This is a genomic window from Rugamonas violacea (genome assembly GCF_016461825.1).
In the GTDB taxonomy this organism is placed as follows: Bacteria; Pseudomonadota; Gammaproteobacteria; order Burkholderiales; family Burkholderiaceae_D; genus Rugamonas.
Genome location: NZ_JAEMNU010000095.1, coordinates 405 through 26,642 on the forward strand (window position 1 = coordinate 405; position 26,238 = coordinate 26,642).

At 64.7% G+C, this 26,238-nt stretch carries 25 protein-coding genes; 17 read left to right on the forward strand and 8 right to left on the reverse strand.

Annotated elements, in window-relative coordinates; all coding sequences use genetic code 11:
* From H7U20_RS30375 to H7U20_RS18460, 11 genes are all read left to right on the forward strand, one after another.
* A partial coding sequence (locus H7U20_RS30375; RefSeq protein WP_233410879.1) for a hypothetical protein occupies nt 1-222 on the forward strand: 222 nt, incomplete at its 5' end.
* A 31-nt stretch (nt 223-253) separates the two neighbouring features.
* On the forward strand, nt 254-1,768 hold the full coding sequence (locus H7U20_RS18415; RefSeq protein ID WP_199760607.1) for a B12-binding domain-containing radical SAM protein: 1,515 nt from the start codon (nt 254-256) through the stop codon (nt 1,766-1,768).
* Nucleotides 1,769-1,871: 103 nt separating this feature from the next.
* Nucleotides 1,872-3,005, forward strand: a complete 1,134-nt coding sequence (locus tag H7U20_RS18420) for an MlaE family ABC transporter permease (RefSeq protein WP_199760608.1) — start codon at nt 1,872-1,874, stop codon at nt 3,003-3,005.
* Entirely contained in the window at nt 3,002-3,871 is an 870-nt protein-coding gene (locus H7U20_RS18425; RefSeq protein WP_199760609.1) for an ABC transporter ATP-binding protein, read from the forward strand. Before H7U20_RS18420 ends, H7U20_RS18425 begins: the two co-directional genes overlap by 4 nt.
* The gene (locus H7U20_RS18430) at nt 3,871-4,809 is read left to right on the forward strand and encodes an MlaD family protein (RefSeq protein WP_199760610.1); all 939 of its coding nucleotides are present in this window, start codon (nt 3,871-3,873) and stop codon (nt 4,807-4,809) included. The genes H7U20_RS18425 and H7U20_RS18430 overlap by 1 nt, the downstream gene beginning before the upstream one ends.
* A gap of 8 nt (nt 4,810-4,817) precedes the next feature.
* Nucleotides 4,818-5,462 carry an ABC-type transport auxiliary lipoprotein family protein gene (locus H7U20_RS18435; protein ID WP_370593180.1) on the forward strand — a complete coding sequence of 215 codons (645 nt, stop codon included), beginning with the start codon at nt 4,818-4,820 and terminating at the stop codon, nt 5,460-5,462.
* A 10-nt stretch (nt 5,463-5,472) separates the two neighbouring features.
* Nucleotides 5,473-6,615, forward strand: a complete 1,143-nt coding sequence (locus H7U20_RS18440; protein WP_199760612.1) for a VanZ family protein — start codon at nt 5,473-5,475, stop codon at nt 6,613-6,615.
* Nucleotides 6,616-6,654: 39 nt separating this feature from the next.
* Entirely contained in the window at nt 6,655-6,993 is a 339-nt protein-coding gene (locus H7U20_RS18445; protein ID WP_199760613.1) for a (2Fe-2S) ferredoxin domain-containing protein, read from the forward strand.
* A gap of 13 nt (nt 6,994-7,006) precedes the next feature.
* Complete coding sequence (locus H7U20_RS18450) at nt 7,007-7,648, forward strand: alpha/beta hydrolase (RefSeq protein ID WP_199760614.1); 642 nt, start codon at nt 7,007-7,009, stop codon at nt 7,646-7,648.
* 83 nt (nt 7,649-7,731) lie between these two features.
* Entirely contained in the window at nt 7,732-8,877 is a 1,146-nt protein-coding gene (locus H7U20_RS18455; protein ID WP_199760615.1) for a D-alanyl-D-alanine carboxypeptidase family protein, read from the forward strand.
* A 430-nt stretch (nt 8,878-9,307) separates the two neighbouring features.
* Nucleotides 9,308-10,231, forward strand: a complete 924-nt coding sequence (locus H7U20_RS18460) for an aldo/keto reductase (RefSeq protein WP_233410880.1) — start codon at nt 9,308-9,310, stop codon at nt 10,229-10,231.
* A 53-nt stretch (nt 10,232-10,284) separates the two neighbouring features.
* Here the strand turns inward: H7U20_RS18460 and pssA are convergent, their stop codons facing one another.
* Nucleotides 10,285-11,067 (reverse strand): CDP-diacylglycerol--serine O-phosphatidyltransferase, encoded by a 783-nt coding sequence (pssA, locus tag H7U20_RS18465; protein WP_233410881.1) that lies wholly within the window; start codon nt 11,065-11,067, stop codon nt 10,285-10,287.
* A 212-nt stretch (nt 11,068-11,279) separates the two neighbouring features.
* Here pssA and H7U20_RS18470 point away from each other — a divergent pair, with 212 nt between their 5' ends.
* Together H7U20_RS18470 and H7U20_RS18475 are read left to right on the forward strand one after the other, a co-directional pair.
* The gene (locus tag H7U20_RS18470) at nt 11,280-12,257 is read left to right on the forward strand and encodes a CAP domain-containing protein (RefSeq protein WP_199760616.1); all 978 of its coding nucleotides are present in this window, start codon (nt 11,280-11,282) and stop codon (nt 12,255-12,257) included.
* A gap of 56 nt (nt 12,258-12,313) precedes the next feature.
* Nucleotides 12,314-13,024 (forward strand): Hpt domain-containing protein, encoded by a 711-nt coding sequence (locus H7U20_RS18475; protein WP_370593181.1) that lies wholly within the window; start codon nt 12,314-12,316, stop codon nt 13,022-13,024.
* Here H7U20_RS18475 and H7U20_RS18480 read toward each other — a convergent pair.
* Nucleotides 13,014-13,211 carry a hypothetical protein gene (locus H7U20_RS18480; protein WP_199760617.1) on the reverse strand — a complete coding sequence of 66 codons (198 nt, stop codon included), beginning with the start codon at nt 13,209-13,211 and terminating at the stop codon, nt 13,014-13,016. The genes H7U20_RS18475 and H7U20_RS18480 overlap by 11 nt on opposite strands.
* Before the next feature lie 440 nt (nt 13,212-13,651).
* Between H7U20_RS18480 and H7U20_RS18485 the strand changes: the two genes are divergently transcribed.
* On the forward strand, nt 13,652-14,491 hold the full coding sequence (locus H7U20_RS18485) for a hypothetical protein (protein WP_199760618.1): 840 nt from the start codon (nt 13,652-13,654) through the stop codon (nt 14,489-14,491).
* A gap of 63 nt (nt 14,492-14,554) precedes the next feature.
* Here the strand turns inward: H7U20_RS18485 and mnmE are convergent, their stop codons facing one another.
* The 5 genes from mnmE to rpmH form a co-directional block, all read right to left on the reverse strand.
* A complete protein-coding gene (gene mnmE, locus H7U20_RS18490; protein ID WP_199760619.1) occupies nt 14,555-15,934 on the reverse strand; it encodes a tRNA uridine-5-carboxymethylaminomethyl(34) synthesis GTPase MnmE in 1,380 nt (459 codons plus the stop codon).
* 89 nt (nt 15,935-16,023) lie between these two features.
* Nucleotides 16,024-17,712 (reverse strand): membrane protein insertase YidC, encoded by a 1,689-nt coding sequence (yidC, locus tag H7U20_RS18495; protein WP_199760620.1) that lies wholly within the window; start codon nt 17,710-17,712, stop codon nt 16,024-16,026.
* A gap of 11 nt (nt 17,713-17,723) precedes the next feature.
* Nucleotides 17,724-17,996, reverse strand: a complete 273-nt coding sequence (gene yidD, locus H7U20_RS18500) for a membrane protein insertion efficiency factor YidD (RefSeq protein ID WP_199760621.1) — start codon at nt 17,994-17,996, stop codon at nt 17,724-17,726.
* Complete coding sequence (gene rnpA, locus H7U20_RS18505) at nt 17,993-18,472, reverse strand: ribonuclease P protein component (protein ID WP_370593183.1); 480 nt, start codon at nt 18,470-18,472, stop codon at nt 17,993-17,995. The genes yidD and rnpA overlap by 4 nt, the downstream gene beginning before the upstream one ends.
* A 23-nt stretch (nt 18,473-18,495) precedes the next feature.
* Nucleotides 18,496-18,630 carry a 50S ribosomal protein L34 gene (rpmH, locus tag H7U20_RS18510; RefSeq protein ID WP_010401996.1) on the reverse strand — a complete coding sequence of 45 codons (135 nt, stop codon included), beginning with the start codon at nt 18,628-18,630 and terminating at the stop codon, nt 18,496-18,498.
* Nucleotides 18,631-19,043: 413 nt separating this feature from the next.
* Here rpmH and dnaA point away from each other — a divergent pair, with 413 nt between their 5' ends.
* The 3 genes from dnaA to gyrB all read left to right on the forward strand — a co-directional run bounded on the left by dnaA (nt 19,044) and on the right by gyrB (nt 24,458).
* A complete protein-coding gene (dnaA, locus tag H7U20_RS18515) occupies nt 19,044-20,441 on the forward strand; it encodes a chromosomal replication initiator protein DnaA (protein WP_199760622.1) in 1,398 nt (465 codons plus the stop codon).
* A gap of 249 nt (nt 20,442-20,690) precedes the next feature.
* Nucleotides 20,691-21,797 (forward strand): DNA polymerase III subunit beta, encoded by a 1,107-nt coding sequence (dnaN, locus tag H7U20_RS18520; RefSeq protein ID WP_199760623.1) that lies wholly within the window; start codon nt 20,691-20,693, stop codon nt 21,795-21,797.
* A gap of 162 nt (nt 21,798-21,959) precedes the next feature.
* Nucleotides 21,960-24,458, forward strand: a complete 2,499-nt coding sequence (gyrB, locus tag H7U20_RS18525) for a DNA topoisomerase (ATP-hydrolyzing) subunit B (RefSeq protein ID WP_199760624.1) — start codon at nt 21,960-21,962, stop codon at nt 24,456-24,458.
* Between the two features lie 100 nt (nt 24,459-24,558).
* Here the strand turns inward: gyrB and H7U20_RS18530 are convergent, their stop codons facing one another.
* Nucleotides 24,559-25,992 (reverse strand): MvaI/BcnI family restriction endonuclease, encoded by a 1,434-nt coding sequence (locus H7U20_RS18530; RefSeq protein ID WP_199760625.1) that lies wholly within the window; start codon nt 25,990-25,992, stop codon nt 24,559-24,561.
* Nucleotides 25,993-26,238: the final 246 nt, after the last annotated feature.

Sequence of the window (26,238 nt, forward strand, 5' to 3'; positions counted from 1 at the left end):
TGCCTGCAACCGGGCTTTGAACCCTTGACAAAGCGTTTTGTTTGTCAGTTGCGAAGAAGGAAGAGTATGCAGCGTTTCGGCCATTTCGTCAACCCCCTCTTTTTCCCCGTTTCACTCTGCGCCGCGATCATTTGCGTGCTCCGTTTTGCGGGGAGGCGAACTATAACAAAGCCCTCCCGGGCTGGCAAGGGCAATCCGGGAGAAAGCCGCGCGGCAGCGTAAAATAGCTGTTTCCCCGATCTAAAAGCTTGTCATGACCATCCTGCTCTCCACCCTCAACGCCCGTTACACCCATGCTTCGCTGGGCTTGCGCTATCTGTTAGCCAATATGGGGGCGCTGCAAGAACAGACCAAGCTGCAAGAGTTCGTCATCGGCGCGAAGACCACCGAGATCGTCGAACGCATCCTGGCGCACCAGCCCCGCATCGTCGGTTTCGGCGTGTATATATGGAACGTGGAGGAGACCACCAAGGTCGTCGCCATGCTCAAGCGCGTCGCGCCGCAGGTGGTGGTGGTGCTGGGCGGACCGGAGGTGTCGCACGAACCGGGCGAGCAGCAGATCGTCCAGCTGGCCGACTATCTGATCACCGGCTGGGGCGACGTCAGCTTCCCCAAGCTGTGCGGCGAGATCCTCAACGGCCCCAAGCCGCTGATGAAGATCCACGCCGGCGTGCAGCCGCCGATGGCCGAGATCAAACTGCCCTACTCTCTATATAGCGACGACGACATCAAGAATCGCACGCTCTACGTCGAGGCCTCGCGCGGCTGTCCGTTCAAATGCGAGTTCTGCCTGTCGGCGCTGGACAAGACTGCCTGGCCGTTCGCGCTGGAGAGCTTCCTGGCGGAGATGGAGTCGCTGCACGCGCGCGGCGCGCGACTGTTCAAGTTCGTCGACCGCACCTTCAACCTGAACATCAAGACCAGCCTAAAGATCATGCAGTTCTTCCTCGACAAACTGGAGGCCAACCCGGACGATCCGGTCTACGCCCACTTCGAGCTGGTGCCCGACCACCTGCCGGATGCGCTGAAAGAGGGCATCGGCAAATTCCCGCCCGGCGCACTGCAGTTCGAGATCGGCATCCAAAGCTTCAATCCCGAAGTGCAGACCCTGGTCAGCCGGCGCCAGGACAACCAGAAGGCGGCCGACAACATCCGTTGGCTCACCGAGCACTCGCACGCCCACATGCACGTCGACCTGATCGCCGGCCTACCCGGCGAGACGGTGGAGAGCTTCGCCCGAGGCTTCAACCAGTTGGTGGCGCTGAAGCCGCACGAGATCCAGTTCGGCATCCTCAAACGCCTGCGCGGCACCCCGATCATCCGCCACACCGAGGCCTTCGGCCTGGTATTCGAATCGTACGCGCCCTACACCATCCTGGCCAACAAGGACGTCGACTTCCCCACCATGCAGCGGCTGGTGCGCTTTGCCCGCTATTGGGACCTGGTGGCCAACTCCGGCCGCTTCGCCCACACCGTGCCGGTACTGCTGGGCGAAATGCCGTTCGAGAACTTCATGGCCTTCTCCGACTGGCTGTACGCGAACACCGACGCCACCCATCGCATCGCGCTCGACCGCCTGGCGGTGCTGGTGTCGCGCTGGCTGCAAGTGGCCGGCATGGACAAGCAGGCCGCCGAGCGCTTGCTGGCCAGCGACTACGCCGGCCGCAACGAGTCCGGTTCGAAGGTCAAGAGCGCCCACATTCCCCCGCCCGCCGCGCGCGGCGAGACGGCCGCGCCGCAGCGCCAGGCCCGCCATCTGGCGGCCTGAAGACCGTCCCGGGCGCGCTCCAGTGGTGGCCATGCAGAACCATGCCCGGCGGCGGCGCGGTATAGCGGTAGCCGTGGCGGCGAAACTCCCTTAAACTGGCGGCATGCCACTAGTCCAAGAGCCTACCCTCACTGTCAGCCCAGGCGCCGCCGGGGAACCATCCGTCGCCGCCGCCGGCACCTGGCAGGTGCACGCGCTGGCGCAGGGTGGCGCCATGCGCGGCATCGCCAAGCTGCTGGCTCCCTTCAAGAGCAACGGCAAGGTGCAGTGGGATCTGACGGCGATCGACAGCATGGACCACATCGGCGCCCAGGTCTTCTGGAACGCCTGGGGCAAGGCCCGCCCCGCCGCGCTACGCCTGGCGCCGGCGCAGGAAGAATTCTTCAACCGCCTGGAGAGCACCGGCAAGCTGGAACTGGCGCAGCCGCGCCGGCAGCGTCTGACCTCGGTGATGGTGCTGGGCTTCGCCATGCTGGCCTTCTTCCAGCACCTGCGCGACGTGCTCACCCTGATCGGCCAGGTGGTGCAGGACCTGTGGCGCTTCGCCCGACGGCCACTGCGCGGTCCTTGGCGCGAGATCTCCGCCAACATCTACCACGCCGGCTTCCAGGCGCTGGGCATCACCGCGCTGGTCGGCTTTTTGATCGGCGTGGTGCTGTCCTACCTGTCGGCCCAGCAGCTGCGCAACTTCGGCGGCGATATGTACCTGGTCAATCTGCTCGGCATGAGCATCATCCGCGAACTGGGGCCGCTGCTGGCGGCGATCCTGGTGGCCGGCCGCTCCGGCTCCTCGATCACCGCGCAACTGGGCGTGATGCGGGTCACCGAGGAACTCGACGCCATGCTGGTGATGGGCATCTCGCACGGCTTCCGCCTGATCATGCCGAAGGTGCTCGCGCTGGCCGTCTCCATGCCGCTGCTGGTGATCTGGACCGACGCCATGGCGCTGATCGGCGGCATGGTCTCGGCCAAGATCGAACTCAACCTGTCGACCCGCTACTTCATCCAGAAGCTGCCGGACGCCGTGCCGCTGGCGAACTACATGATCGGCCTGGGCAAGGGCGCCGTGTTCGGCATGCTGATCGCGCTGGTGTCCTGCCACTTCGGCCTGCGCATCAAGCCCAACACCGAAAGCCTGGGACGCGGCACCACCACCTCGGTGGTCACCGCGATCACCGTGGTGATTTTGGCCGACGCCGTGTTCGCGATCGTCTTCAACGGCGTGGGGTTCCGATGAGCGAAGCGGCGGTCGCCTCCTGCGGCGCGGAGAACAGCGGCAAGCTGACCCTGGACGGCAGCGTACCGGTGGTCGAGATCACCGGCCTGTGGACCAAGTTCGGCCGCACCGTGGTGCACCAGGACCTGAACCTGGCGATCCAGCGCGGCGAGATCCTCTCCATCGTCGGCGGCTCGGGCACCGGCAAGACCGTGCTGCTGCGCCAGATGCTGGGCCTGGAGCATCCGGCGCGCGGCTGCGTGCGGGTGTTCGGCGAGGACATCAGCGAAGCCAGCGGCGAGCACCTGCAGCAGCTGCGCAACCACTGGGGCATGTTGTTCCAGCAGGGCGCGCTGTATTCGGCGCTGACCGTGTTCGACAACATCGCCCAGCCGATGCGCGAGCTGCACGCGCTGCCCGAGGACTTGATCCGCGACGCCGTGCTGCTGAAAATGAACATGGTCGGCCTCGGCCCCGAGCATGCCGGCAAGATGCCGTCCGACCTGTCCGGCGGCATGATCAAGCGGGTCGCCCTGGCGCGCGCCCTGGCGCTGGAACCCAAGCTGCTGTTCCTCGACGAGCCCACCGCCGGCCTCGACCCCGACCTGTCGGAGAGCTTCGTCGCGCTGATCCGCTCGCTGCACCGCGAGCTGGGACTGACGGTGGTGATGGTCACCCACGATCTCGACACCCTGTTCGCGCTGTCGACCCGCATCGCCGTGCTGGCCGAGAAACACGTCATCGCGATCGGTCCGACGCAGGAGCTGCTGCAGATCGACCATCCGTTTATCAAAGAATTCTTCCTCGGCGACCGCGGCAAGCGGGCGCTGGAAGCGCTGGAGGCGCCCGCAACGGCGGCGCCGCCGGCCAGCCAACCGGAGCACTGATGGAAAACCGATCCCACGCCCTGATGACGGGCTTCTTCACGATCACCCTGCTGATCGCCGCCGTGCTGTTCGGCCTGTGGTTCAACCGCGACCGCGTCGAACGCGTGCCCTATATGCTGGCCACCACCCAGCCGGTGCCCGGCCTGAACCCGCAGGCGGCGGTGCGCTACCGCGGCCTCGACGTCGGCAAGGTGTCCGACATCGACTTCGATCCCAAGGTCACCGGCCAGATCCTGGTCAGCCTGAGCATCGACCCAGACACGCCGATCACCCACACCACCTTCGCCACGCTGGGCTACCAGGGCGTCACCGGCATCGCCTTCATCCAGCTCGACGACGAGGCCACCGGCTCGCCGCGACTGGCCACCAACAGCACCAACCCGAGCCGCATCCCGCTGCGCCCCGGCCTGTTCGACCAACTGGAGAAGCGCGGCAAACGCATCCTGGCGCAGACCGAGGAGGCCACCGCGCGCCTGAACGAGCTGCTCAGCCCGGCCAACCAACAAGTCATCCTGGGCGCCTTCGCCGACGTCAGCGCCACCGCCAACGCCTACCGCGCCCTGCCGCAGCAACTGGCGCCGGTGATCGCCCGCCTGCCGGCGCTGGCCGACCAGGCGCAGGGCACGCTGCAGTCGGTGTCGGCGCTGGCCGCCGACGCCAACCGCCTGACGCGCAGCCTGCAGGCGCCGAACGGCCCGCTCGAACGCATCAGCGGCAGCGTCGAACGCGTCGGCCTGACGCTCGAAGCGGTCGGCAACGGCGTCGAACTGGACGCGCTGCCGCACGTGATCTCGCTGACCGAGGACACGCGCGCCTCGATGCGGGCGCTGAAGAACACCATGAACAACCTGAACGAACGGCCGCAAAGCATCCTGTTCGGCGCGCCGGGCACGCCGCCCGGCCCGGGCGAAGCCGGCTTCTCGGCACCGACCAAATGAGGACTATCGTGACCCCATCCCCGCTCCCGCGCCGCAGCCCGGCGCTCATCCTGGCGCTGGCCGCCCTCGCGCTGGCCGGTTGCGCCAGCAAGAGCCCGACGCCGGCGCGCTACGACTTCGGCCCCCTCCCCGAAGTCGCCGCCACGCCGGGCACGGCCGCCGGCGCGCCGCCCTTGGCCGCGCTGGTGCTGGCCGACGTCAGCGGTCCGGCCGCGCTCGACAGCGAGCGCATGCAATACCGTCTGCTTTACGCCGACGCCCAGCAAACCCGGCCCTACGCCTACAACCACTGGAGCGGCACGCCGCTCCAGCTGCTGACCCAGCGCCTGCGGGCGCGCGTCGCCCAGGCCGGCGTCAAGGTGCTGGCGCCGAGCGACGCCGGCGCCGCCGCCGGCACCACCTTGCTGCGCATCGAGGTCGAGGAGTTCACCCAAACCTTCAGCAGCGCCAGCCAAAGCCAGGGCAGCATCCGCCTGCGCGCCTCGGCCTTCCGCAACCACCAGTTGCTCGACCAGCGCACCTTCGCCCGCAGCAGCGCGGCCGCCAGCGCCGACGCCGGCGGCGGCGCGCGCGCCCTGGCCGAGGCCAGCGACGCCCTCAGCGCCGACCTGCTGGCCTGGCTGGCGACGCTGCCGGCCGCCGCCAAACGCTGAGCCACCGCGCATGACCGACACGCCCGCTCCCGACACGCCCGCGCCGATCGGCCGCGCGTCGCCGGTGGTGCGCGCCACGCTGCTGGCATATGTGCTGCTGATCGTCTACGCCAGCTGGTTCCCGTTCTCGGGCTGGCACAACCAGGGCCTGTCGCCGCTGATCTTCCTCGAACACATCAGCATGCCGCGCTACTGGACCAAGTTCGACGCCATCACCAACGTGATCGGCTACATCCCGCTGGGCAGCCTGTTGGTCTACGCGCTGTACCCGCGCGTCAAGGGCTGGGCCGCGTTCGCCCTGGCCAGCGCCGGCGGCCTGCTGCTGTCCGGCCTGATGGAGGGCGTGCAAACCTATCTGCCCAGCCGGGTCTCGTCCAACCTGGACTTCTACACCAACGCCGCCGGCTGCTGCATCGGCGCCGCCGTCGGCGCGCTGAGCGTGCACAAGCTGCTCGACCACAGCAGCCTGTACCACCTGCGCCAGCGCTGGTTCGTCCAGCACGCCAGCCAGGGCCTGGTTCTGCTGGCGCTGTGGCCGTTGGCGCAGATCTATCCGCAAAACTTCCTGTTCGGCCTGGGCCAGCTGCTGCCCATCCTGTCGGACTGGCTGTCGCTGCTGCTCGACACCGAGATCGACCTGACCAGCTACCTGCGGCCGGACGCCGTGCTGAGCGTCGAGCAGTACTGGCTGTCGGAGATCATCATCACCGCCTGCGGCATGGTCGGCGCCGGCCTCACCCTGCTGTGCCTGCTGCGCCGGCCGGCGCCGCGCGCCACCCTGGTGATGGCGCTGATCGCCTCGGCCATCGTGGTCAAGGCGCTGGCCACGGCGCTGCTGTTCTCGCCGGAGAACGCCTTTGCCTGGGTCACCCCGGGCGCCCAGGGCGGCCTGCTGATCGGCGCCATCATGCTGGCCGGCCTGGCCTTCGCGCCGCACGTCGCGCAGCGCCGCCTGGCCGTGTTGACCCTGCTGCTCGGCCTGCTGGTCATCAACACCACGCCGGCCAACCCCTACTTCGTCGCCACCCTGCAAACCTGGGTGCAGGGCAAGTTCCTCAACTTCAACGGCGCCGCCCAGTTCCTCTCGCTGCTCTGGCCCTTCTGCGCCGTCTGGTTCCTGTGGCTGCCCTCGCACAAGCTGAACCGGCCGTAGACGGGTATCATTACGCCTGACACCATTTTCGAGACTGCCATGAGCGACACTCCCAAAACCCCGGCGGACACGCCCTACTTCCAGCGCCACGTGTTCTTCTGCATGAACAAGCGCGACGACGGCCGCAACAGCTGCGGCGACCACGGCGCCGAAGTGGCGCAGAAGCACGCCAAGAAGCGCTGCAAGGAACTCGACATCAACGGCCCCGGCAAGGTGCGCATCAACCAGGCCGGCTGCCTCGACCGCTGCGAGGAAGGCCCGGTGCTGGTGGTCTACCCCGAAGGCACCTGGTACACCTACGTCGACACCAGCGACATCGACGAGATCGTCGACAGCCACCTGGTCAACGGCGTCGTGGTCGACCGCCTGAAAATTTAACCGCCTCGACCACATGAACAAGAACTCCGAAAAATTCACCCTGGCCGGCGGCGCCGGCCCGATGGAAGGCCTGCTCGACCATCCCCAGGAGGCGCCGCGCGGCATCGCGCTGGTGGCCCACCCGCACCCGCTGTACGGCGGCACGATGGACAACAAGGTGGCGCAGACGCTGGCGCGCACCTTCGTCGGCCTCGGCTACGTCGCGGCGCGCATCAACTTCCGCGGCGTCGGCGCCTCGGCCGGCGTGCACGACCACGGCCTCGGCGAGACCGACGACATGGCGCTACTGCTCGCGCACATGCGGGCGCAGTACCCCGGCCTGCCGGTGGCGCTGTCGGGCTTCTCCTTCGGCACCTTCGTGCAGTCGCAGCTGGCGCAGCGCATGGCCGCCGCCGGCGCGCCGGCCGAGCGCCTGGTGCTGGTCGGCAGCGCGGCGGGCAAATGGGCGATGGCCGACATCCCGGCCGACAGCATCCTGATCCACGGCGAACTCGACGAGACCATCCCCCTGAAGGACGTGTTCGACTGGGCGCGGCCGCAGGACATTCCGGTGATCGTCATCCCCGGCGCCGACCACTTCTTCCACCGCAAGCTGCAGCACATCAAGAGCTGGATCGGCCAGCTGTGGCAAGGGGACGCCGCACAGGCCGACTAAGGCCCTATAATGTGGCCTGATTTTTCCGGCCGGCCACAGCGGCCGGCCGCACGTCTTTTTTACCACTACGCAGACTAGTTCCCATGAAAAAATTTATCGCGGCACTGGCCACCAGTGTGTTGATGCTCTCCGCCGCCGTGGCGCAGACCCTGCCCGCCCCGACCATCGCGGCCAAGTCCTGGCTGCTGCTGGACGCCACCAGCGGCCAGATCATCGCCTCGCAAGACCCCAACGCCCGCATCGAGCCGGCCTCGCTGACCAAGATCATGACGGCCTACGTCACCTTCGCCGCCCTGCGCGACAAGAAGCTCGACATCAACCAGATGGTCAACGTCTCGACCAAGGCCTGGAAGGTCGACGCCAGCAGCTCGAAGATGTTCATCGACCCGGCCACGCCGGTCAAGATCAACGACCTGCTGCACGGCCTGATGGTGCAGTCGGGTAACGACGCCGCCGTCGCCCTGGCCGAGGCCGTCGCCGGCGACGAGGCCGCCTTCGTCGTCATGATGAACCACGAAGCCCAGCGCATGGGCCTGACCAACACCCGCTTCGCCAACCCGCACGGCCTGCCCAGCCCGGAAAACTATTCGACGGCGCAGGACTTGTCGGTGCTGGCCAAGCGCGTCATCCTCGACTACCCCGAGTTCTACAAGATCGACTCGGTGAAGAGCTTCACCTACAACAAGATCACCCAGCCGAACCGCAACCGCCTGCTGTGGCTGGACCCGACCGTCGACGGCATGAAGACCGGCCACACGGAGGCGGCCGGCTACTGCATGATCGCCTCGGCGCACCGGCCCAACGGCGCCGGCGAACGCCGCCTGATCTCGGTGGTGCTGGGCACCTCTTCGGACCAGGCGCGCACGCAGGAAAGCCAGAAGCTGCTCAACTGGGGCTTCCAGAACTTCGACACGGTCAAGCTGTACTCCAAGGGCCAGGCCATCGCCACGCCGGAAATCTGGAAGGGCTCGAAAGGCACGGTCAAGATCGGCTTCGCCAACGACGTCATGGTGACGGTGCCCAAGGGTGTCGCCGGCAAGATGAAGCCGCTGCTGGAACGCAAGGACCCGCTGGTCGCGCCGCTGGCCGAGAACAGCCGCGTCGGCTCGCTGAAGATGATGGTCGACGGCAAGCCGCTGTTGGAACTGCCGGTGGTCGCGCTGGAGCCGATCACCCAGGCCTCGATCTTCGGCCGCGCCTGGGACTCGATGCGCCTCTGGCTGAAGTAAGCGTCCCCGGCACAACAAAAAACCCGCGAACTTCGCGGGTTTTTTTACGTCGGGGGAAAGCGGCGGGGGCGCGGCGCAGGCGGCCATGTAACAACAACGTTCGCAACCTTCGGGGTCAGAAACTTCGGGGTCAGTGCCGACATTCGGACACGAGTTCAGCAGTATCGCTCGGCAGCCCAGTCGCCATGGTTCAGTTCGTGTCCAAATGTCGGCACTGACCCCGCCGCCCGGTCGCCATGGTTCAGTTCGTGTCCAAATGTCGGCACTGACCCCGCTGTGTGCTGCCCCCGCTGTGCGACCGCGCCGCGCGGGCGGCGATGTAACAATACTACGGACGCGGCGGCGGAATCGTGGCTATAATCGTCGGCACGCTGCGGCGCCATCCGGCGACCGTTCAGCGCCACCACAGCCCCTCCAGAGAAAGCCCGCCATGACCTTGCCCGCCACCGCCGCCGCCTGTCCGGCCCAGACCACCAGCCACGGCGGCCCGACGCTGTCGCGCATCGTCGCCGGCATGTGGCGCATGAACGAATGGGGCATGAGTGCGGCGCAGCGCGTCACCTTCCTCGAACAGTGCTTGGAACTGGGCGTGAGCAGCTTCGACCACGCCGACATTTACGGCGACTACGGCGTCGAATCGCTGTTCGGCGAGGCGCTGGCCTTGCAACCGTCGCTGCGCGGGCGCATGCAACTCATCAGCAAATGCGGCATCAAGCTGCGCTCGCCGCGCCACCCCGAGCACACCATCCAGCACTACGACACCAGCGCCGCCCACATCACCGCCTCGGTCGAACAATCGCTGCGCCGGCTCGGCACCGACCACCTCGACCTGCTGCTGATCCACCGGCCCGACCCGTTGATGGACTTCGAGCAGATCGCCGCCACCTTCGCGCGGCTGCGCCAGGACGGCAAGGTGCGCCACTTCGGCGTGTCCAACTTCAGCCGCCACCAGTTCGACTGCCTGCACCGCCGCATTCCGCTGGCGACCAACCAGGTCGAGTTCTCGCCGCTGCAGGTGGCGCCGCTGTTCGATGAAACCTTCGATGGTTTGCAGGACGCCGGCGTGGCGCCGATGATCTGGTCGCCGCTGGGCGGCGGCCGCCTGTTCGCCGGTGGCGACGCCGCCGGCGCGCGCCTGCGGCCGGTGGTCCAGGCCATCGCCGACGAACTGGGGCTGCCGTTCGCCAGCGTGGTCTTCGCCTGGATCATGCAACTGCCCTGCCGGCCGCTGCCGCTGACCGGCAGCGGCCGCATCGAGGCGATCGCCGACGCCGTGCGGGCGACCGCCTTCACGCTCAGCCGCAGCCAGTGGTTCGACATCCTGCGCGCGGCGCGCGGCCACGAGGTGGCCTGAGCCGGCGCCGGCCTGGACGAGGCCATGCCGGCCGCGAGCGGCCGGCCCCACTCTCACAGCTCGTCGTAGACCTCGGGCGGCGCAATGCCGCTCCAGCCCAGATGCCAGGCCAGGTTGAGCGCCGCCGTGGCGGCGATGTAGAGGGCGAAGAACAGCACGAAGAAGTAGCTTTGCAACCAAACCAGCAGACCGACCGCCAGCACTAGCACCAGCAAGGCCGCCACGCTCTTCTTCTGCTTCGAGCTGGGGAAGCGCAGCGTCGACACCATCAGGCTGCCGACGCCGAACAACAACAGCACCAGCAAGCCGCCGTGCAGCACGCTGGCGGCCGGATCGGGCCAGGCCACCACCACCGAGGCGACGCAGGCGGCGCCGGCGGTGATCGGAATGCCGACGAAGTAGCGCGGGTCGGTGCGCCCCACATTCACATTGAAGCGCGCCAGGCGCATGGCGCCGCAGGCGACAAAGAAGAAGCTGGCCATGCCGCCCAGGCGCAGCAAGGTCGGCTCGTGCGCGCCCAACTGGACGAAGCCGTAGCAGTACAACAGCAAGGCCGGCGCGCAGCCGAAGTTCATCACGTCGGCGATCGAATCGAGCTGCAGGCCGAAGTGCGAGCTGGTGCCGGTGGCGCGGGCGACAAAGCCGTCGAGCGCGTCGAACACGCCGGCCAGCACCAGCAGCAAGGCGGCCAGGCGGTAATCGGCGGCGTTGCCGACGACGGCATTGTCGACCGAGACGACCATGCTGCCGAAGCCGCAGGCGATCGACAGCAGGGTGACGATACTGGGCAGGGCGAACTTGGCGCGCTGCAGGCGCGGGTGGTGGATAAGCTTCAAATTGGAAAGCAATCAAAAAACGGCAAACGACGTTGCCAAGGCGGCTATTTTACCCTGCGCGCCCGCAGCGGCGGCGCGCGGCGGCAGTTCATTTGACCTCAGCAGAACGCGACGCTTGCGCAAATTGACATAGAATCGGCGCAAGGCCACACTGTCATCTCGCGGTCCAATCTTGACTCACGGCATACCGCCCGATCCCACAGGAGCTCACTATGATTTTACGGCGGCGTTGGCACATCGCAGTTTCACACGGCACGACCGCGCTCTCGTCCTTGTTGCTGGCCGCGCTATTGGGCGCCTGTGGCGGTGGCGGCGGCAACGTCGCCATCACGCCGGCCACACCCAGCGGCGCCAGCCTGCTGCCGCAGGAGCCGGGCGCCCCCGCCTTCACCGGCAACACCGCGCTCGACGGCATGAACTGGATCAACTACCGGCGCAATCAACTGGGCCTGTCCGTGCTGGTCCGCAACGCCAGGATCGACACCGCCGCCCAAGGCCATTCCGACTACCTGCGCCTGAACAACACGATCAGCCACGACCAGGTCGTCGGCACGCCCGGCTTCACCGGCGCCGCGCCGGAAAACCGCCTGGCCGCCGCCGGCTACGCGCTGGTGCGTCCCTTCGCCTACGGCGAGGTGATCTCCGCCACCACCGAACCCTCCGGCTTCTATCAGGCCGAGGAGCTGATCACGGCGATCTACCACCGCTTCGTCATCTTCGAGCCGCTGTTCCGCGAGATCGGCGCCGGCGCCGCCACCGCCGCCGGCGGCAACGCCTACACCTACTTCACCAGCGACCTGGCGGCCAGCAACGGCTACAGCGTCGGCCTCGGGCGCGGCAACCTGGCGGTGTACCCCTTCGACAGTCAAAGCCGGGTGCCGACGAATTTTTTCAGCGATAACGAGAAGCCCGATCCGGTCGACGGCCGCAACGAGGTCGGCTATCCGATCAGCGTGCACGCCAACGCCAACGTCGTCGTGCTGGTGCAGAACTTCACCGTGCGCCCACGCGGCGGCAACCCGTTGCCCACGCAGCTGCTCAGCCGCACCACCGACAGCAAGGTCGTGCAATCGGTCGCCGCCATCATTCCCTTGGGCGTGCTCAGCGCGGCCACCACCTACGACGTCAGCTTTACCGGCACCGTGGACGGCCTGGCCGTGACGCGCAACTGGTCGTTCAACACCAAGTGAGGCCGGCGCGCCCAACGGCCGCCACAGCCGACGCCGCCACTACCGCCGCCGATACTGTGCTCGACACGGCCGACGGGATGGCGCGGCTAATGGGCGCCGCTGCGCTCTATCTGCAACTACTGCACCGCTTCGCCGACGACTACGCCGACGCGCCGGCACGCCTTCGTCTTGCGCTCGATGCCGGCCAGACGGACGTCGCCGGACGTCTGGCGCACACGCTCAAAGGGGCCGCCGGCTTGATCGGTGCCGGCCAAGTGCATGCCTTGGCGACGGCCCTCGATACGGCCTTGCGCAGCACCTACTGCGGTTCGGACACAAGCCCAAGCGCAGGTTCAGACTCAAGCTCAGGCTGCAACTCCAGCGCTGTCGACAGCGGCGCGCTGGACGCGCCGGCAAGGCCGGCCTTGGAGGCGTTGAAGGCGTTGGAAGCGGCGCTATGCCGGCTGTTCGAACAGATCCGACAGGTCGAGCGGCAGACGCCGCCGCCCGCCGCAACGACCGCCGCGCCGCCGACCAAGGGCGCGGCGGACGCGGCGCCGGCGCTGCCGGCCGGGCAACTCTGCCGGCTACTGGCGCAACTACTGCGCGACGGCAATGGCGCGGCGATCGACTTGCTGGAGAGGACGGCCGCGCAACTGGCGGCCCATCTGGGCGAGGCCGCCTGGCGCCGGCTGGACGCGGCGGCGCAGCGGTTCGATTTCGAGACGGCGCTGGCCGTGCTGGCGGCGGCCGGCGATGGCGACGCGGCGGCGCCGCTCAGCGGGTGAATTCCTTTTCTTCATCGAAGGCATCGGCGCATTCCTTGCCGCAGAAGCGGCGCACGCTATCGAGCGGACGCTCGCAATACCAGCACGACCCCTTGGGCGGCAAGGCTTGGCGCGTGCGCACGGCGGATGAGGCCGGCGGTGTCGTAGCGGCCGCGCCGTCCGGTACGCTCTCTTGTATCGGTTCCAAGATCTCCCCCTCGAATCAGGTAGTACATCAAGTCTCGTAGCAAGGTTACTTCAGTGGAATACGCCAGGCATGAGATTTGTCAACGCCGTGGCGGGTTCACCAGGTGGTGCGGCGGCCTGCGCCACCGCCTCGCCGCGCCTGTTGGCGACGGCCGTGTCGGCTAACCGACTGCACAAATAATAGCAGGTTCGCCGCGCCCCTTTGCGGCCTCCACGACACAAGCATCAGCGCCGCGACACTCAGCAGCATACACGTTCATAGGGCGCGCTCCGCAGTCCGCCGGGTGGATATTTTTTTCAATGAAAAGACTAGCGGCGATAGCGTCGCGGGAGAAAAACCGGCGCGTCGCCAGCGCTCTCGCCGGGCGCTGCAAGCGCGCGCAGCCACCTCGTGCTACGATCATCAGTATTGACTATTTAAAAACATTACTCAAGGGACGCATGGCTAAACTCGCGCTTCGCGCCACACTCGCCATCGGCGCCGTCGCGGCGCTCATGGTGGCCTGGCATGTCGCCAAGCCGGCGCGGCCGGCGGCCGGTCACGAGCAACATGCGCCCGCCAGTGCCGCCAGCCGACCAGCCTGGTTCAGCGCCCTGGGTGGCGCGCGCCGCACCGGGTCCGAACACAAGGCCACGCTGAGCGAACAGATCGATACGCTGATCGCCAGCGGCAAGCCGGATGACGCCTTCCAAGCCGCCTACCTGGTCAACTCCTGCATCTGGTTCAACAAACTCGGCACCCTGCCGTTTTTCAACTTCCCGCAAACGCGCGAAATGACCGCCGAGGAGAAGCGCGACGAGGCCGCACTGTGCAGCGGCATGACGGAGCGCATCAAGTCCTCGCGGCTCGAGCATCTGGCCATCGCCGCGCGCGCCGGCGTCGACGGCGCCGACACGCTGTTCCTCGAAATCGGCCCCTTCGACGATCCCAGCGCGCTGGAGACGCGCCCCAACGATCCGCTGGTGCTGGCGTGGAAACAGCAGGCGCTGGAGCAATTGACGGCGGCGGCCGAGCGAGCCAACCTGGGCAGCCTGCTGATGCTGACCTCGAATTACGTCAACGGCGGCACGCTGGTCGACGCCGACCCGGCCCTGGCGCTGGCCTATGGCAACGCGGTCCACCGCATCTACGAAGAGATCATTCCGGCCGGCGACCCCTTCAGCGTCGACAACCTGAACGCGATGAAGGAAGGCCTGAGCGCCGAGCAGATCGCCGCCGCCAACGCCACCGGGGCCCGTATCTTCGCCCGTTTCCAGGCCAATCGACGGCAGCCGCGCTAGGGCGGGCCGGCGCCCCACGCGACTGGCGCCAGCGCCGCAGCGGCGGCGCCCCTTAGTGAGCGCCTACTTACCGATGCAGAAGCGGCCGAAGATCACACCGAGCAGATCGTCCGACGAGAAGGCGCCGGTGATGCTCGACAACTGCGCCTGGGCCAGCCGCAGCTCCTCGGCGAACAGGTCGAGCGACTGATCGTTTTGCGCGGCGTGCTCGCCGGCCCGGGCCAGGTGGGCGCCGGCGTTCTTCAGCGCGATCAGGTGGCGCTCGCGCGCCAGGTACAGCGACTCGCCGGTCTGCTGCCAGCCGGCGATGCGCAGCAGCTCGGCGCGCAGCAGGTCGATGCCGATGTGCTCGTGCGCCGACAGGTAGATGTGGGTGGCGTCCTCCATCGGGTCGACCGCCGCCTTGTGGCCGGACAGGTCGATCTTGTTCCACACGCGCAGCACCGGCACGCCGGCCGGGAAGGCGGCGACGATGTGGTCGTCGGCGCGCGAGGGGCCGTGGTCGGCGTCGAGCAGGTGCAGGATCACGTCGGCCTTGGCCACCTCGCCCCAGGTGCGCTCGATGCCGATGCGCTCGACCACGTCGACGGCGTCGTCGATGGTGCGGATGCCGGCCGTGTCGATGATGTTGAGCGGAATGCCCTCGATCTGGATGGTCTCGCTGACCTTGTCGCGGGTGGTGCCGGCGATCGGCGTGACGATGGCCACGTCGGCGCCGGCCAGCGCGTTCAACAGCGAGGACTTGCCGACGTTGGGCTGGCCGACCAGCACCACGTTGAGGCCCTCGCGCAGCAGCGCGCCCTGGGCCGCCTGCTTGAACACGTGCTCCAACGAAGCGACGATGCCGGCCAACTGGCCGCGCGCGTCGGATTTTTCCAGGAAGTCGATCTCCTCCTCGGGGAAGTCGAGCGTGGCCTCGACCAGCATGCGCAGATTGGTCACGCCGTCGACCAGGGTGTTGACGGTCTTCGAAAACGCGCCGGACAACGACTGCGAGGCCGACTTGGCGGCCGCCTCGGTGGAAGCGTCGATCAGGTCGGCCACCGCCTCGGCCTGGGCCAGGTCGAGCTTGTCGTTCAGATAGGCGCGGCGGGTGAACTCGCCCGGCTCGGCCAGGCGCAGGCCGCTCTCGGCGCCCGCCTCCAGCACACGCGCCAGCAACAGTTGCAGCACGATGGGGCCGCCGTGGCCCTGCAGCTCCAGCACGTCCTCGCCGGTGTAGGACTGCGGTCCCTTGAAGTGGATGGCGATGCCCTGGTCGATCAAGCTGCCGTCGGCCTGGCGGAACGGAATGTAGGTGGCATGGCGCGGCTGCAGTACGGTGGCGCCGAACAAGGCGCTCATCAGGGCTTGCAAATTCTTGCCGGAGGCGCGCACGACGCCGATGCCGCCGCGCCCCGGTGCGGTGGCGATGGCGGCGATGGGGGAGGAATCTAGGTTCATGGAATGATTGTAAATTATCGAGACGGGGGCGGATACAAAAAAGCCCGTGCGGGGCACGGGCTTTTTCACAACAGGCGGGCTGTGCTGAATTACGCTGCGGCCGGCGCCGCGTATTTCTTCGAGATCACATACTGCTGACCGATCGACAACACGTTGTTCACCACCCAGTACAGCACCAGGCCGGACGGGAAGAAGAAGAACATCACCGAGAAGGCCAGCGGCATGAACAACATCATCTTGGCCTGCATCGGATCGGCCGGGGCCGGGTTCAGCTTGGTGGTGATGTACATCGAAATCGCGTACAGCACCGGCAGGATGAACCAAGGATCCGGCGCGGCCAGGTTGGTGATCCAGCCGATCCACGGCGCGCCGCGAATCTCCACCGACGCTTGCAGCACCCAGTACAGGGCGATGAAGACCGGCATCTGCACCAGGATCGGCAGGCAGCCGCCCAGCGGGTTGATCTTCTCGGTCTTGTACAGCTCCATGGTGGCCTGGTTCATCTTGGCCGGGTCGCCTTTATGCCGCTCGCGGATCGCCTGCATCTTCGGCGTGACCAGTTTGACCTTGGCCATGCTGCGGTAGCCGGCGGCCGACAGCGGGAAGAAGGCCAGCTTGATCAGGATGGTGAAGACGATGATGGTCCAGCCCCAGTTGCCCAACACGGCGTGCAACTGCTCCATGACCCAGAAGATCGGCTTGGCGATGATGGTCAGGAAACCGTAGTCCTTGACCAGGTCCAGGCCCGGCGTGACTTTTTCCAGCAGCTTCGATTCCTGCGGACCCGAATACAGCTTGGCGTGGTTGCTCACGCTGGCGCCGGGCGCCAGGGTGCCCAGCGGCTGCACGGTGCCGATGGCGTACAGGTTGGTGTCGACCTTCTTGGTGAAGATGTCGCGCGCCAGCTTGTCCTGCGGCACCAGGGCCGAGACGAAGAAATGCTGCGAGATGGCGACCCAGCCGTTGTCGGCCTTGGTCGGGTGGTCCATCACCACCGGCTTGCCGGTCTTGACCGACTCCGCCGCTTCTTTTTCGACCGTTTCGAACTTCAGCTTGTGGTACTTGTCGGCCTCGGTGTACAGGGTCGGGCCGGTGTAGCTGCTGTTGAAGTAGGAATCGCCCTCGGGCTTGTTGCCGTCGTGTACCAGCTGCATGTACAGCTCGGGCTTGACCGGCGCCGCGCCGACGTTGCTGACGTCGTGCTGCACGTCGATGACGTAGTCGCCGCGCTTGAAGGTGAAGGTCTTGGTCAGCTTGACGCCGCCCTGCTCGGCCTCCAGCACCAGTTGGATCTGGCTGCCGTCGTTGAGCATGCGCGCGCCGGGCTTGGCGACGAAACCGGTGTTGTGGTTCGGCAGGCCGGGCGCGCCGACCAGGCCGGTCTGGGCCAGGTAGGTTTTCTTGGCGCTGGCTTCGAACAGCACTTGATTCTTGCTGGTATCGATACCGTCCTTGAACTTGAGCAGCTCCAGGCGCACGATCTGGCCGCCCAGGGTGTCGATGTCGGCGCGGATCACATCGGTGGTGATGGTCACGCGCTCGCTCTTGAACGGGGCGGCGGCTTCGGGCGCGCCCGGCACGGCCGAGGCGGTGGCGGCCACGGCGCCGGCGGCGGCCGGCAGATCGGATTTTTTCGCGTCGGCGGCCTTGGCCGTGACGGCCGGCGGGGTCGGCGCGAACATGGACGGTTTGCCATTCGATACCATCCAGTTGTTCCAGAGAACTACCAGCGACACGGCAAACACGATCCAAAGGATGGTACGTTTATTGATATCCATTAGGGTATTGATCAGGAGTGGTTGCAACCGCAAGCGGTCGTTGAAGAATCGGTGCTGTCGTGCGCGCCGTCCTTGGCGGGCACGGGGTCGAAGCCGCCCTCGTTCCAGGGATGGCAGCGACACACCCGCCGCACCGCCAGGGCACTGCCCTTGGCGGCGCCGTGCACCCGCAGCGCCTCGAGCGCATAGTTCGAACAGCTGGGGTGAAAGCGGCAGCGCGGTCCCATCAGCGGACTGATGGTCAGCTGGTAGGCGCGAAGCAGCAAGCTTAGCAGGGTTTTCATGGCGCCGTCGAACCGGCGTCCGGCGCGGCGGCGGGCGCGGCGGCCGGGCTCGCCGCGGCGGCGCTCCTGGCGTGGCGCTCCTGCGCCGCCTGCGTGGCGAACAGGCGCGTCAATTCCAGCCGCAAAGCCGTCTTCAGCTTGGCGGTGGTGGCCGGGCCGGCCTTGCTGTTGACCGGCTTGGCCAGCCGCACCACGCAATCGATGGCCGGCAGGCCGGTCTGGCGGAACAGCTCGCGGGTGACGCGCTTGATCGTGTTGCGGGTGGCCGCGCGCGGCGCGAATCGCTTCGCCACCACGACGCCCAGCCGCGCATGCGGCAGTTGGTTCAGACGGGTATAGAGCACGAAGTGCGCAGTTTTCTGCGTGGGGCGCAAACGAAAAACGGATGAAAATTCATCCGTTTTAATGATGCGCCGAACGCGCGCGAAGTCGTGAGAACCTTCGCCTGTCGAGCCGCTAGAAATACAGCTGTCCACGCGATCAGCTAACAAGGTCTGGCTTATACGGCCAGACGCTTGCGGCCTTTTGCGCGACGTGCGTTGAGCACATCACGGCCACCACGGGTAGCCATACGAGCGCGGAAGCCGTGCGTACGCTTGCGGCGTACAACGGAAGGTTGGTAAGTACGTTTCATGTTGGTCTCGCTAAAAAGCAAAAAAAATGCAAAATCGGGTCTGACGTCCCGTCAGTTTTTGGTGCCAATGACATTTCGCGCACTTATGCCAACGTTACGGCACAAGCTGGGTCCATCTCATCGCCCGCTGATATCCACGCTTACTCCATATAAGTGAATAAACACGGAATACGGGCGGGGAACCCTGAATTATCAGCATTTCGGTCCCGCTTGTCAACACCAGACTGGCCCTCTTCGCGCTTTGGAGGGCCGGAAAAGTAAGAAAATAAGCGTCGTGCCTGTGGATAACTTTCTCCGGCGAGAGTAGAATAGCGCGTTACGTGTGGCGAGCCCTCGCGCTGCGATCCAGTTCTGGACTGCTCGCCCGGGCAGTATCGATACGCCCTCCCACACCTTTTCACAGTAGACGATTCATGGAAAATTTCTGGCAGACCTGTTCCGCGCAGTTGGAACTGGAGCTGACGCCGCAACAATTCAGTGCGTGGATTAAACCGCTCATCCCCCTCGATTACGAGGAGGGCAAGTTGCGTCTGGCCGCTCCCAATCGCTTCAAGCTCGATTGGGTCAAGACCCAGTTCGCCAGCCGCATCACGGCGCTGGCCTGCCAGTACTGGGAAGCGCCGACCGAAGTCCAGTTCGTGCTCGACCCGCGCCTGTCGGCGCCGAAAAAGGTCGCCAACGTGGCACCCGTGCCGGACAACAACGGTGGCGTCCCATCCGGCAACGCCCGCATGGCCGATCCGGTGCCCAGCGTGCCCGAGCTGCCGGCCAGCGCCGCGCCGCGCCGCGAGCAAAGCCGCATCAACACCGACCTGACCTTCGACAGCTTCGTCACCGGCAAGGCCAACCAATTGGCGCGCGCCGCCGCCATCCAGGTGGCCAACAATCCGGGCGTGTCGTACAACCCGCTGTTCTTCTACGGCGGCGTCGGCCTGGGCAAGACCCACTTGATCCATGCCATCGGCAACCAGGTGATGGCCGACCAGCCGGGCGCCAAGATCCGCTACATCCACGCCGAGCAATACGTGCGCGACGTGGTGACGGCCTACCAGCGCAAGGGCTTCGACGACTTCAAGCACTACTATCACTCGCTCGACATGCTGCTGATCGATGATATTCAATTCTTCGGCGGCAAGAGCCGCACCCAGGAAGAATTCTTCTACGCCTTCGAGGCGCTGATCGCGGCGAAGAAACAGATCATCATCACCAGCGACACCTATCCGAAAGAGATCACCGGCATGGACGACCGCCTGATCTCGCGCTTCGACTCCGGCCTGACCGTGGCGATCGAACCGCCCGAGCTGGAAATGCGCGTGGCGATCCTGTTGAAGAAAGCCAAGCAGGAGGGCGTCACCTTCTCCGACGACGTCGCCTTCTTCGTCGCCAAGCACCTGCGCTCGAACGTGCGCGAGCTCGAAGGCGCGCTGCGCAAGATCCTGGCCTACTCGCGCTTCCACGGCAAGGACATCACGATCGACATCGTCAAAGAGGCGCTGAAGGATTTGCTGTCGGTGCAGAACCGCCAGATCTCGGTGGAAAACATCCAGAAGACGGTGGCCGACTTCTTCAACATCAAGGTCGCCGACATGTACTCGAAGCGCCGCCCCGCCAACATCGCGCGGCCGCGCCAGATCGCCATGTACCTGGCCAAGGAATTGACGCAGAAGAGTCTGCCGGAGATCGGCGAGCTGTTCGGCGGCCGCGACCACACCACCGTGCTGCACGCGGTGCGCAAGATCGCCCTCGACCGCACCAAGAACCCCGAGTGCAACCACGAGTTGCACGTGCTGGAGCAGACGCTGAAAGGCTAAGCGACGGCGCGCGCCGGCGACGCCAGCCAACCCCAAGGGCGCACGGCCGGGGTCGGACCCCGCGGGTCCGACCCCAGTTTTTGGTCTTGGGTTCAAGCGGGCGGCGGCGGCGCGCGGACAACAACGCAAGTGCTGGCCTGTGCGCCGGTTTGCCATTATGATTCAGGCAAACATTTGTGCCTCCAGCCAAACTGAATAATAGCAATATTGTTAGATAAGCATCTTTAAAACTTACCATTGAGGATAACTATGCAATTGGTCAAAACCACCCGAGATACCCTTCTCCGGCCACTGCAGATCGTGAGCGGTATTGTCGAGCGTCGGCACACCATGCCGATTCTGGCCAATATCCTCATCCGCAAAGAAGGCGAAAACGTCTCCTTCCTGTCGACCGACACGGAAGTGCAGATCACCACCCACGCCGAGATCGGCTCCGGCCATGAAGTGACCGGCACCACCGTGGCCGCGCGCAAGCTGCTCGACATCCTGCGCGCCCTGCCCGAGTCCGGCGACGTGACGATGACCCTGCTCAACAAGCGTCTGACCGTGCAAACCGGCAAGTCGCGCTTCGCGCTGCAGACCCTGGCCGCCGAAGAGTTCCCGACCGTGCAACAGGCCGAGAGCTACAACGCCAGCGTCACCCTGCCGCAGAAGACCCTCAAGCACCTGTTCAACATGGTCCACTTCTCCATGGCCCAGCAGGACATCCGCTACTACCTGAACGGCCTGCTGCTGGTGTTGGACGGCAAGAACGTCATCGCCGTGGCGACCGACGGCCACCGCCTGGCCTTCTGCCAGGTCGAGACCGAGCAAACCTTCGAGCGCCAGGAAGTGATCATTCCGCGCAAGACCATCATCGAGCTGCAGCGCCTGCTCGAAGAGAACGACGAGCCGGTCCAGCTCGACATCGCGGCCAACCAGGTCAAGCTGACCTTCGCCGACATCGAACTGATCTCCAAGCTGGTCGAGGGCAAGTTCCCCGACTACACCCGGGTCATCCCCAAGGGTTACAAGAACGAGTTCACCATCGGCCGCGACGAGCTGCTGCGTTCGCTGCAACGCGCCGCCATCATGACCAGCGACAAGTTCAAGGGCGTGCGCTGCATCATGACCCCGGGCAGCATGAAGATCAGCTCGACCAACGCCGACCAGGAAGAGGCGGTCGAGGAACTGGAGATCGACTACGGCGGCGACAGCGTCGACATCGGCTTCAACGTCACCTACCTGCTCGACGTGCTCAACAACCTGAAGTGCGAGCAGATCAACATCGCCCTGGGCGACTCGAACTCGTCGGCGCTGATCTCGATCCCGGACAACACCGACTTCAAGTACGTCGTCATGCCGATGCGGATCTAAGCGCAACCGTAGAACAGTAGTCAACGTCGTTCCCGCGCAGGCGGGAATCCATGCCGGCCATCCTCCCAGGCGTGGCATGGGTTCCCGCCGGCGCGGGAACGACGGCGAAAATGCAGTGGTTTTTTTGACATTCCAGTATGTCGTTATTTGAGAAAGCAGTCCATGTCCGATAGCCCACAAGAGAATCCAGTCCCGGCCAAAGTCGAAGAATACGGCGCAGCATCCATCCAGATCCTGGAAGGCCTGGAAGCCGTGCGCAAACGTCCCGGTATGTACATCGGCGACACCTCGGACGGCACCGGCCTGCACCACCTGGTGTTCGAAGTGCTGGACAACTCGATCGACGAATCGCTGGCCGGCCACTGCACCGAGATCCACGTCACCATCCACTCCGACAACTCGATCTCGATCACCGACAACGGCCGCGGCGTGCCGACCGGCCTGAAAATGGACGACAAGCACGACCCGAAACGCTCGGCGGCCGAAATCGTCATGACCGAGCTGCACGCCGGCGGCAAGTTCGACCAGAACAGCTACAAGGTCTCCGGCGGCCTGCACGGCGTCGGCGTGTCCTGCGTCAACGCCCTGTCCAAGCTGCTCAAGCTGACCATCCGCCGCGACGGCAAGGTGCACTACATGGAGTTCGTCCGTGGCGTGCCGCAAAACCGCGAGCTCGACACGCGCGACGGCTTCGCCGTCTCGCCGATCAAGGTCATCGGCGACACCGACAAGCGCGGCACCGACGTCCACTTCTGGGCCGACGAGGAGATCTTCAGCCACGTCGAGTTCCACTACGAAATCCTGGCCAAGCGCATCCGCGAACTGTCCTTCCTCAACAACGGCGTCAACATCAAGCTGACCGACCAGCGCAACGGCAAGGAAGAGATCTTCGCCTTCGAGGGCGGCACCCGCGGCTTCGTCGAATACATCAACAAGGCCAAGACGGTGCTACACCCGACCGTGTTCCAGGCCACCGGCGAACGCATGTCGGACCAGAACACCAACATCGCGGTCGACGTCTCGATGCAGTGGAACGACGCCTACAACGAGCAGGTGCTGTGCTTCACCAACAACATCCCGCAGCGTGACGGCGGCAGCCACCTGACCGGCCTGCGCGCCGCGATGACGCGGGTCATCAACAAATACATCGACGAGCACGAGTTCGCCAAAAAAGCCAAGGTCGAAATCACCGGCGACGACATGCGCGAAGGCCTGACCTGCGTGCTGTCGGTCAAGGTGCCGGAGCCGAAGTTCTCCTCGCAGACCAAGGACAAGCTGGTCTCGTCCGAAGTGCGCGGCCCGGTCGAAGAGATCGTCGCCAAGACGCTGGCCGACTTCCTGCAGGAAAAACCGAACGACGCCAAAATCATCTGCGGCAAGATCGTCGAAGCGGCGCGCGCGCGCGAAGCGGCCCGCAAGGCCCGCGACCTGACCCGCCGCAAGGGCGTGATGGACGGCCTGGGCCTGTCGGCCAAGCTGGCCGACTGCCAGGAAAAAGACCCCGCCCTGTGCGAACTCTACGTGGTCGAGGGTGACTCGGCGGGCGGCTCGGCCAAGCAAGGCCGCGACCGCAAGTTCCAGGCGATTCTGCCGCTGCGCGGCAAGGTGTTGAACGTGGAGAAGGCGCGCTTCGAGAAGATGCTGTCGTCCGAGCAGATCACCACCCTGATCGCCACTCTGGGCACCTCGATCGGACCGGACGAATTCAACGTCGAAAAACTGCGCTACCACCGCATCATCATCATGACCGATGCGGACGTCGACGGCGCCCACATCCGCACCCTGCTGCTGACCCTGTTCTACCGCCAGATGCCGCAACTGGTCGAACGCGGCCACATCTACATCGCCCAGCCGCCGCTGTACAAGGTCAAGGCCGGCCGCGACGAGCGCTATCTGAAGGACGACGTCGAGGAAGCCAGCTACATGATGACCGTGGCGCTGAACACCGCCGTGCTGATCCCGCGCGAAGGCGCCGATCCGATCGTCGGCGAGCCGCTGGCCGAGCTGGTGCGCAAGTTCAACCTGGCCAACGCCATCATGACCCGCCTGACCCGGGTGATCGACCGCGCCGCGCTGACCGCCATCATGACCGGCGTGACGCTGAACCTGGACACGCTGGAGCAGGCCGAAATTTCGGCCCGCGCGCTGGCCGACAACATCAACGACATCGCCGTGAAGGTGACGGTGCGCTCGGACGATCTGTCCGAGAAGCACATGCTGTGGATCGAGCGCATGCACCACGGTAACGTGAAGGTCACCGCGATCGATGCCGACTTCGTCCTGGGCGCCGATTACAGCGTGCTGGCCAACGCCGCCGCCACCTTCACCGGCTTGATCGGCGAAGGCGCCCTGGTCACCCGTGGCGAAGGCGAGCGCGTCAAGGAATCGGCCGTGGTCGACTTCCACCACGCCATGCAGTTCCTGCGCGACGAGGCGGAACGCGTGGTCTCCAAGCAGCGCTATAAAGGTCTGGGCGAGATGAACCCGTCGCAGCTGTGGGAAACCACCATGGATCCGAAGGTGCGCCGTTTGCTGAAGGTGCAGATCGAGGACGCCATCGCGGCCGATCAGATCTTTACGACGCTGATGGGGGATGATGTGGAACCGCGGCGGGCGTTTATTGAGAACAATGCGCTGCGCGCGGGCAATATCGACGTTTAAAGCAACAGATACTCTCATCCAAGAAATGGGGCCATTTGGCCCCTTTTTCCCGTCTTGAAATTGCAACAAGACGTCTTCATGAATGATGTTCCACCTGCGTCTACAAAGCGGTGATTTGCGCTACTGTTCTAAATTTCACCTCAGAATACAGCGCACTAGCAGCTTTGGTAATATCGTTTACCCTCCATTGTGCGCGTCGCTTGTTCTTGGCGGAGCTAGTCGCGTGCAGCTTGGGAGCTGGGTCGAGAAAAATCACACCGTCACAAATCGCGTTCAGTAGACGTTCTGCCGTGGTGTTTCGACACCACATTACCGTGCGCTCAAATGTGACTAGATGCTCATGGCCAGCGGCGGCCTGCGCCGCATCCGGGTTCGGCACCTTGTTCGCCTTAATATACACAACTTGGTTGTGCTTGGCACCCCAGCAGTTCATCAGCCGCTCGAGACTCCAGGAAGCCGCGACCTCACCCTCCGGTCCGGTGAGAACAACATCAACCGCGCCAATCTTTGCTGTTAGTGCTGTGGCGGGGTTATACGGATATGCAACTCGTCTGCCTTCTTCTTCGCGGTACTCCCAAACCTGTAGCGTCAAACCTGACTTTGCACAGATTTCACCGGCACGGTGCACACCGGTCAATCGGTAATCACCATCGGCATCAGCATAGCCATACTTCTTCATAAAGCCAGCAAAGCTCTCAACATAAAGACCTCCATCCGGCTCCGGCGTGAACAGTGTCACCTTAACTTGGGTGTGAGTTTTTAGTTCGATACCGTACAGGTCACCGTCCATATTGGAATTTGGAACGATTCCTAGCGCATGTTCCAGTGTGTATCCACATACCTGAGTGCCAGAAAATGGCAAAGTGTTGCCGTATGAATCAAGCCGGCAGCCGGGCAAAGACTTACCCAGTACGCTCGCAAGTCGTGCTTCCAGTTTACCGGCACTGTCCTGCGCTATCTCCAGTCGCTTGCATGCCTTCGCCCGCGTAAAACCGGGCAATGCCGCGAGTTCAGCTTCAAATTCCGACGACATATCAATGCATACCAATCCGATACATTCGCCACGCGGTAACCGGCCCAGCACCAGCAGGCGCTTCGCTTCCGGATATTGCTTGGTGTACGCCACGGACAGTGCCTGCGGCATCGTGTTCTCAACTGTCTGCAATCCTGACAGACGCGCCTCCGGATATTGCGGATAAATGATGGCTTTGACGCGTCTCGCGGCTACCGGCGGGCCATTGCGCCGGATCCACGTGAAACTGTTAAAGGCTGCTTCGCGAATCCGACTGCTACTGTCTGACCGGTCTTTGGTTTCGCTTGTGCTCGCCCCACGTTCCGCCAAGGTCAGGTCGAAGATGTCGAACAGAACACCGAAGTCGGACGCAACATAGATCTGGTTTTTGTCGTTAGCGTTTTTAGGCAGGATCTTCAGTAACGCAAGATCGGCACCATATAGTGCAAGCAACGCAGATAGCTCGGCTACCGAGCCGATATTGTGTTCGAACTCAGATGGAAATACGGTGTTTGAGTGCATTGATTCCTCCATGAAAGAAGCAATCTTAGCACCACATTCGCCATGTTTCCACCTAAAAAATTTCAAAAAGACTCGTTGTAAATATTTTCAATTCATAACATATTGAAATTAAAGGAATAAATATTTTTAGCTTGGTTCACCCTGTCCGAACTACTGGTCAGATGCCAGTGAGGACGAATGCACAAATTACGCATTGCTATTTACGCATCAATTGATGTCTACTAATGGTGCTGGATTTCCACGCTG

Bases quoted from the DNA above. Each gene is read 5' to 3' on its own strand.
- H7U20_RS18445 (WP_199760613.1), top strand. From the start codon at position 6,655: ATGAGCGACACTCCCAAAACCCCGGCGGACACGCCCTACTTCCAGCGC.
- H7U20_RS18470 (WP_199760616.1), top strand. From the start codon at position 11,280: ATGATTTTACGGCGGCGTTGGCACATCGCAGTTTCACACGGCACGACC.
- H7U20_RS18415 (WP_199760607.1), top strand. From the start codon at position 254: ATGACCATCCTGCTCTCCACCCTCAACGCCCGTTACACCCATGCTTCG.
- H7U20_RS18440 (WP_199760612.1), top strand. From the start codon at position 5,473: ATGACCGACACGCCCGCTCCCGACACGCCCGCGCCGATCGGCCGCGCG.
- gyrB (WP_199760624.1), top strand. From the start codon at position 21,960: ATGTCCGATAGCCCACAAGAGAATCCAGTCCCGGCCAAAGTCGAAGAA.
- H7U20_RS18420 (WP_199760608.1), top strand. From the start codon at position 1,872: ATGCCACTAGTCCAAGAGCCTACCCTCACTGTCAGCCCAGGCGCCGCC.
- H7U20_RS18450 (WP_199760614.1), top strand. From the start codon at position 7,007: ATGAACAAGAACTCCGAAAAATTCACCCTGGCCGGCGGCGCCGGCCCG.
- mnmE (WP_199760619.1), bottom strand. From the start codon at position 15,934: ATGAACCTAGATTCCTCCCCCATCGCCGCCATCGCCACCGCACCGGGG.
- yidC (WP_199760620.1), bottom strand. From the start codon at position 17,712: ATGGATATCAATAAACGTACCATCCTTTGGATCGTGTTTGCCGTGTCG.
- H7U20_RS18460 (WP_233410880.1), top strand. From the start codon at position 9,308: ATGACCTTGCCCGCCACCGCCGCCGCCTGTCCGGCCCAGACCACCAGC.
- H7U20_RS18485 (WP_199760618.1), top strand. From the start codon at position 13,652: ATGGCTAAACTCGCGCTTCGCGCCACACTCGCCATCGGCGCCGTCGCG.
- rpmH (WP_010401996.1), bottom strand. From the start codon at position 18,630: ATGAAACGTACTTACCAACCTTCCGTTGTACGCCGCAAGCGTACGCAC.
- H7U20_RS18455 (WP_199760615.1), top strand. From the start codon at position 7,732: ATGAAAAAATTTATCGCGGCACTGGCCACCAGTGTGTTGATGCTCTCC.
- yidD (WP_199760621.1), bottom strand. From the start codon at position 17,996: ATGAAAACCCTGCTAAGCTTGCTGCTTCGCGCCTACCAGCTGACCATC.
- H7U20_RS18430 (WP_199760610.1), top strand. From the start codon at position 3,871: ATGGAAAACCGATCCCACGCCCTGATGACGGGCTTCTTCACGATCACC.
- dnaN (WP_199760623.1), top strand. From the start codon at position 20,691: ATGCAATTGGTCAAAACCACCCGAGATACCCTTCTCCGGCCACTGCAG.
- dnaA (WP_199760622.1), top strand. From the start codon at position 19,044: ATGGAAAATTTCTGGCAGACCTGTTCCGCGCAGTTGGAACTGGAGCTG.
- H7U20_RS18425 (WP_199760609.1), top strand. From the start codon at position 3,002: ATGAGCGAAGCGGCGGTCGCCTCCTGCGGCGCGGAGAACAGCGGCAAG.
- H7U20_RS18530 (WP_199760625.1), bottom strand. From the start codon at position 25,992: ATGCACTCAAACACCGTATTTCCATCTGAGTTCGAACACAATATCGGC.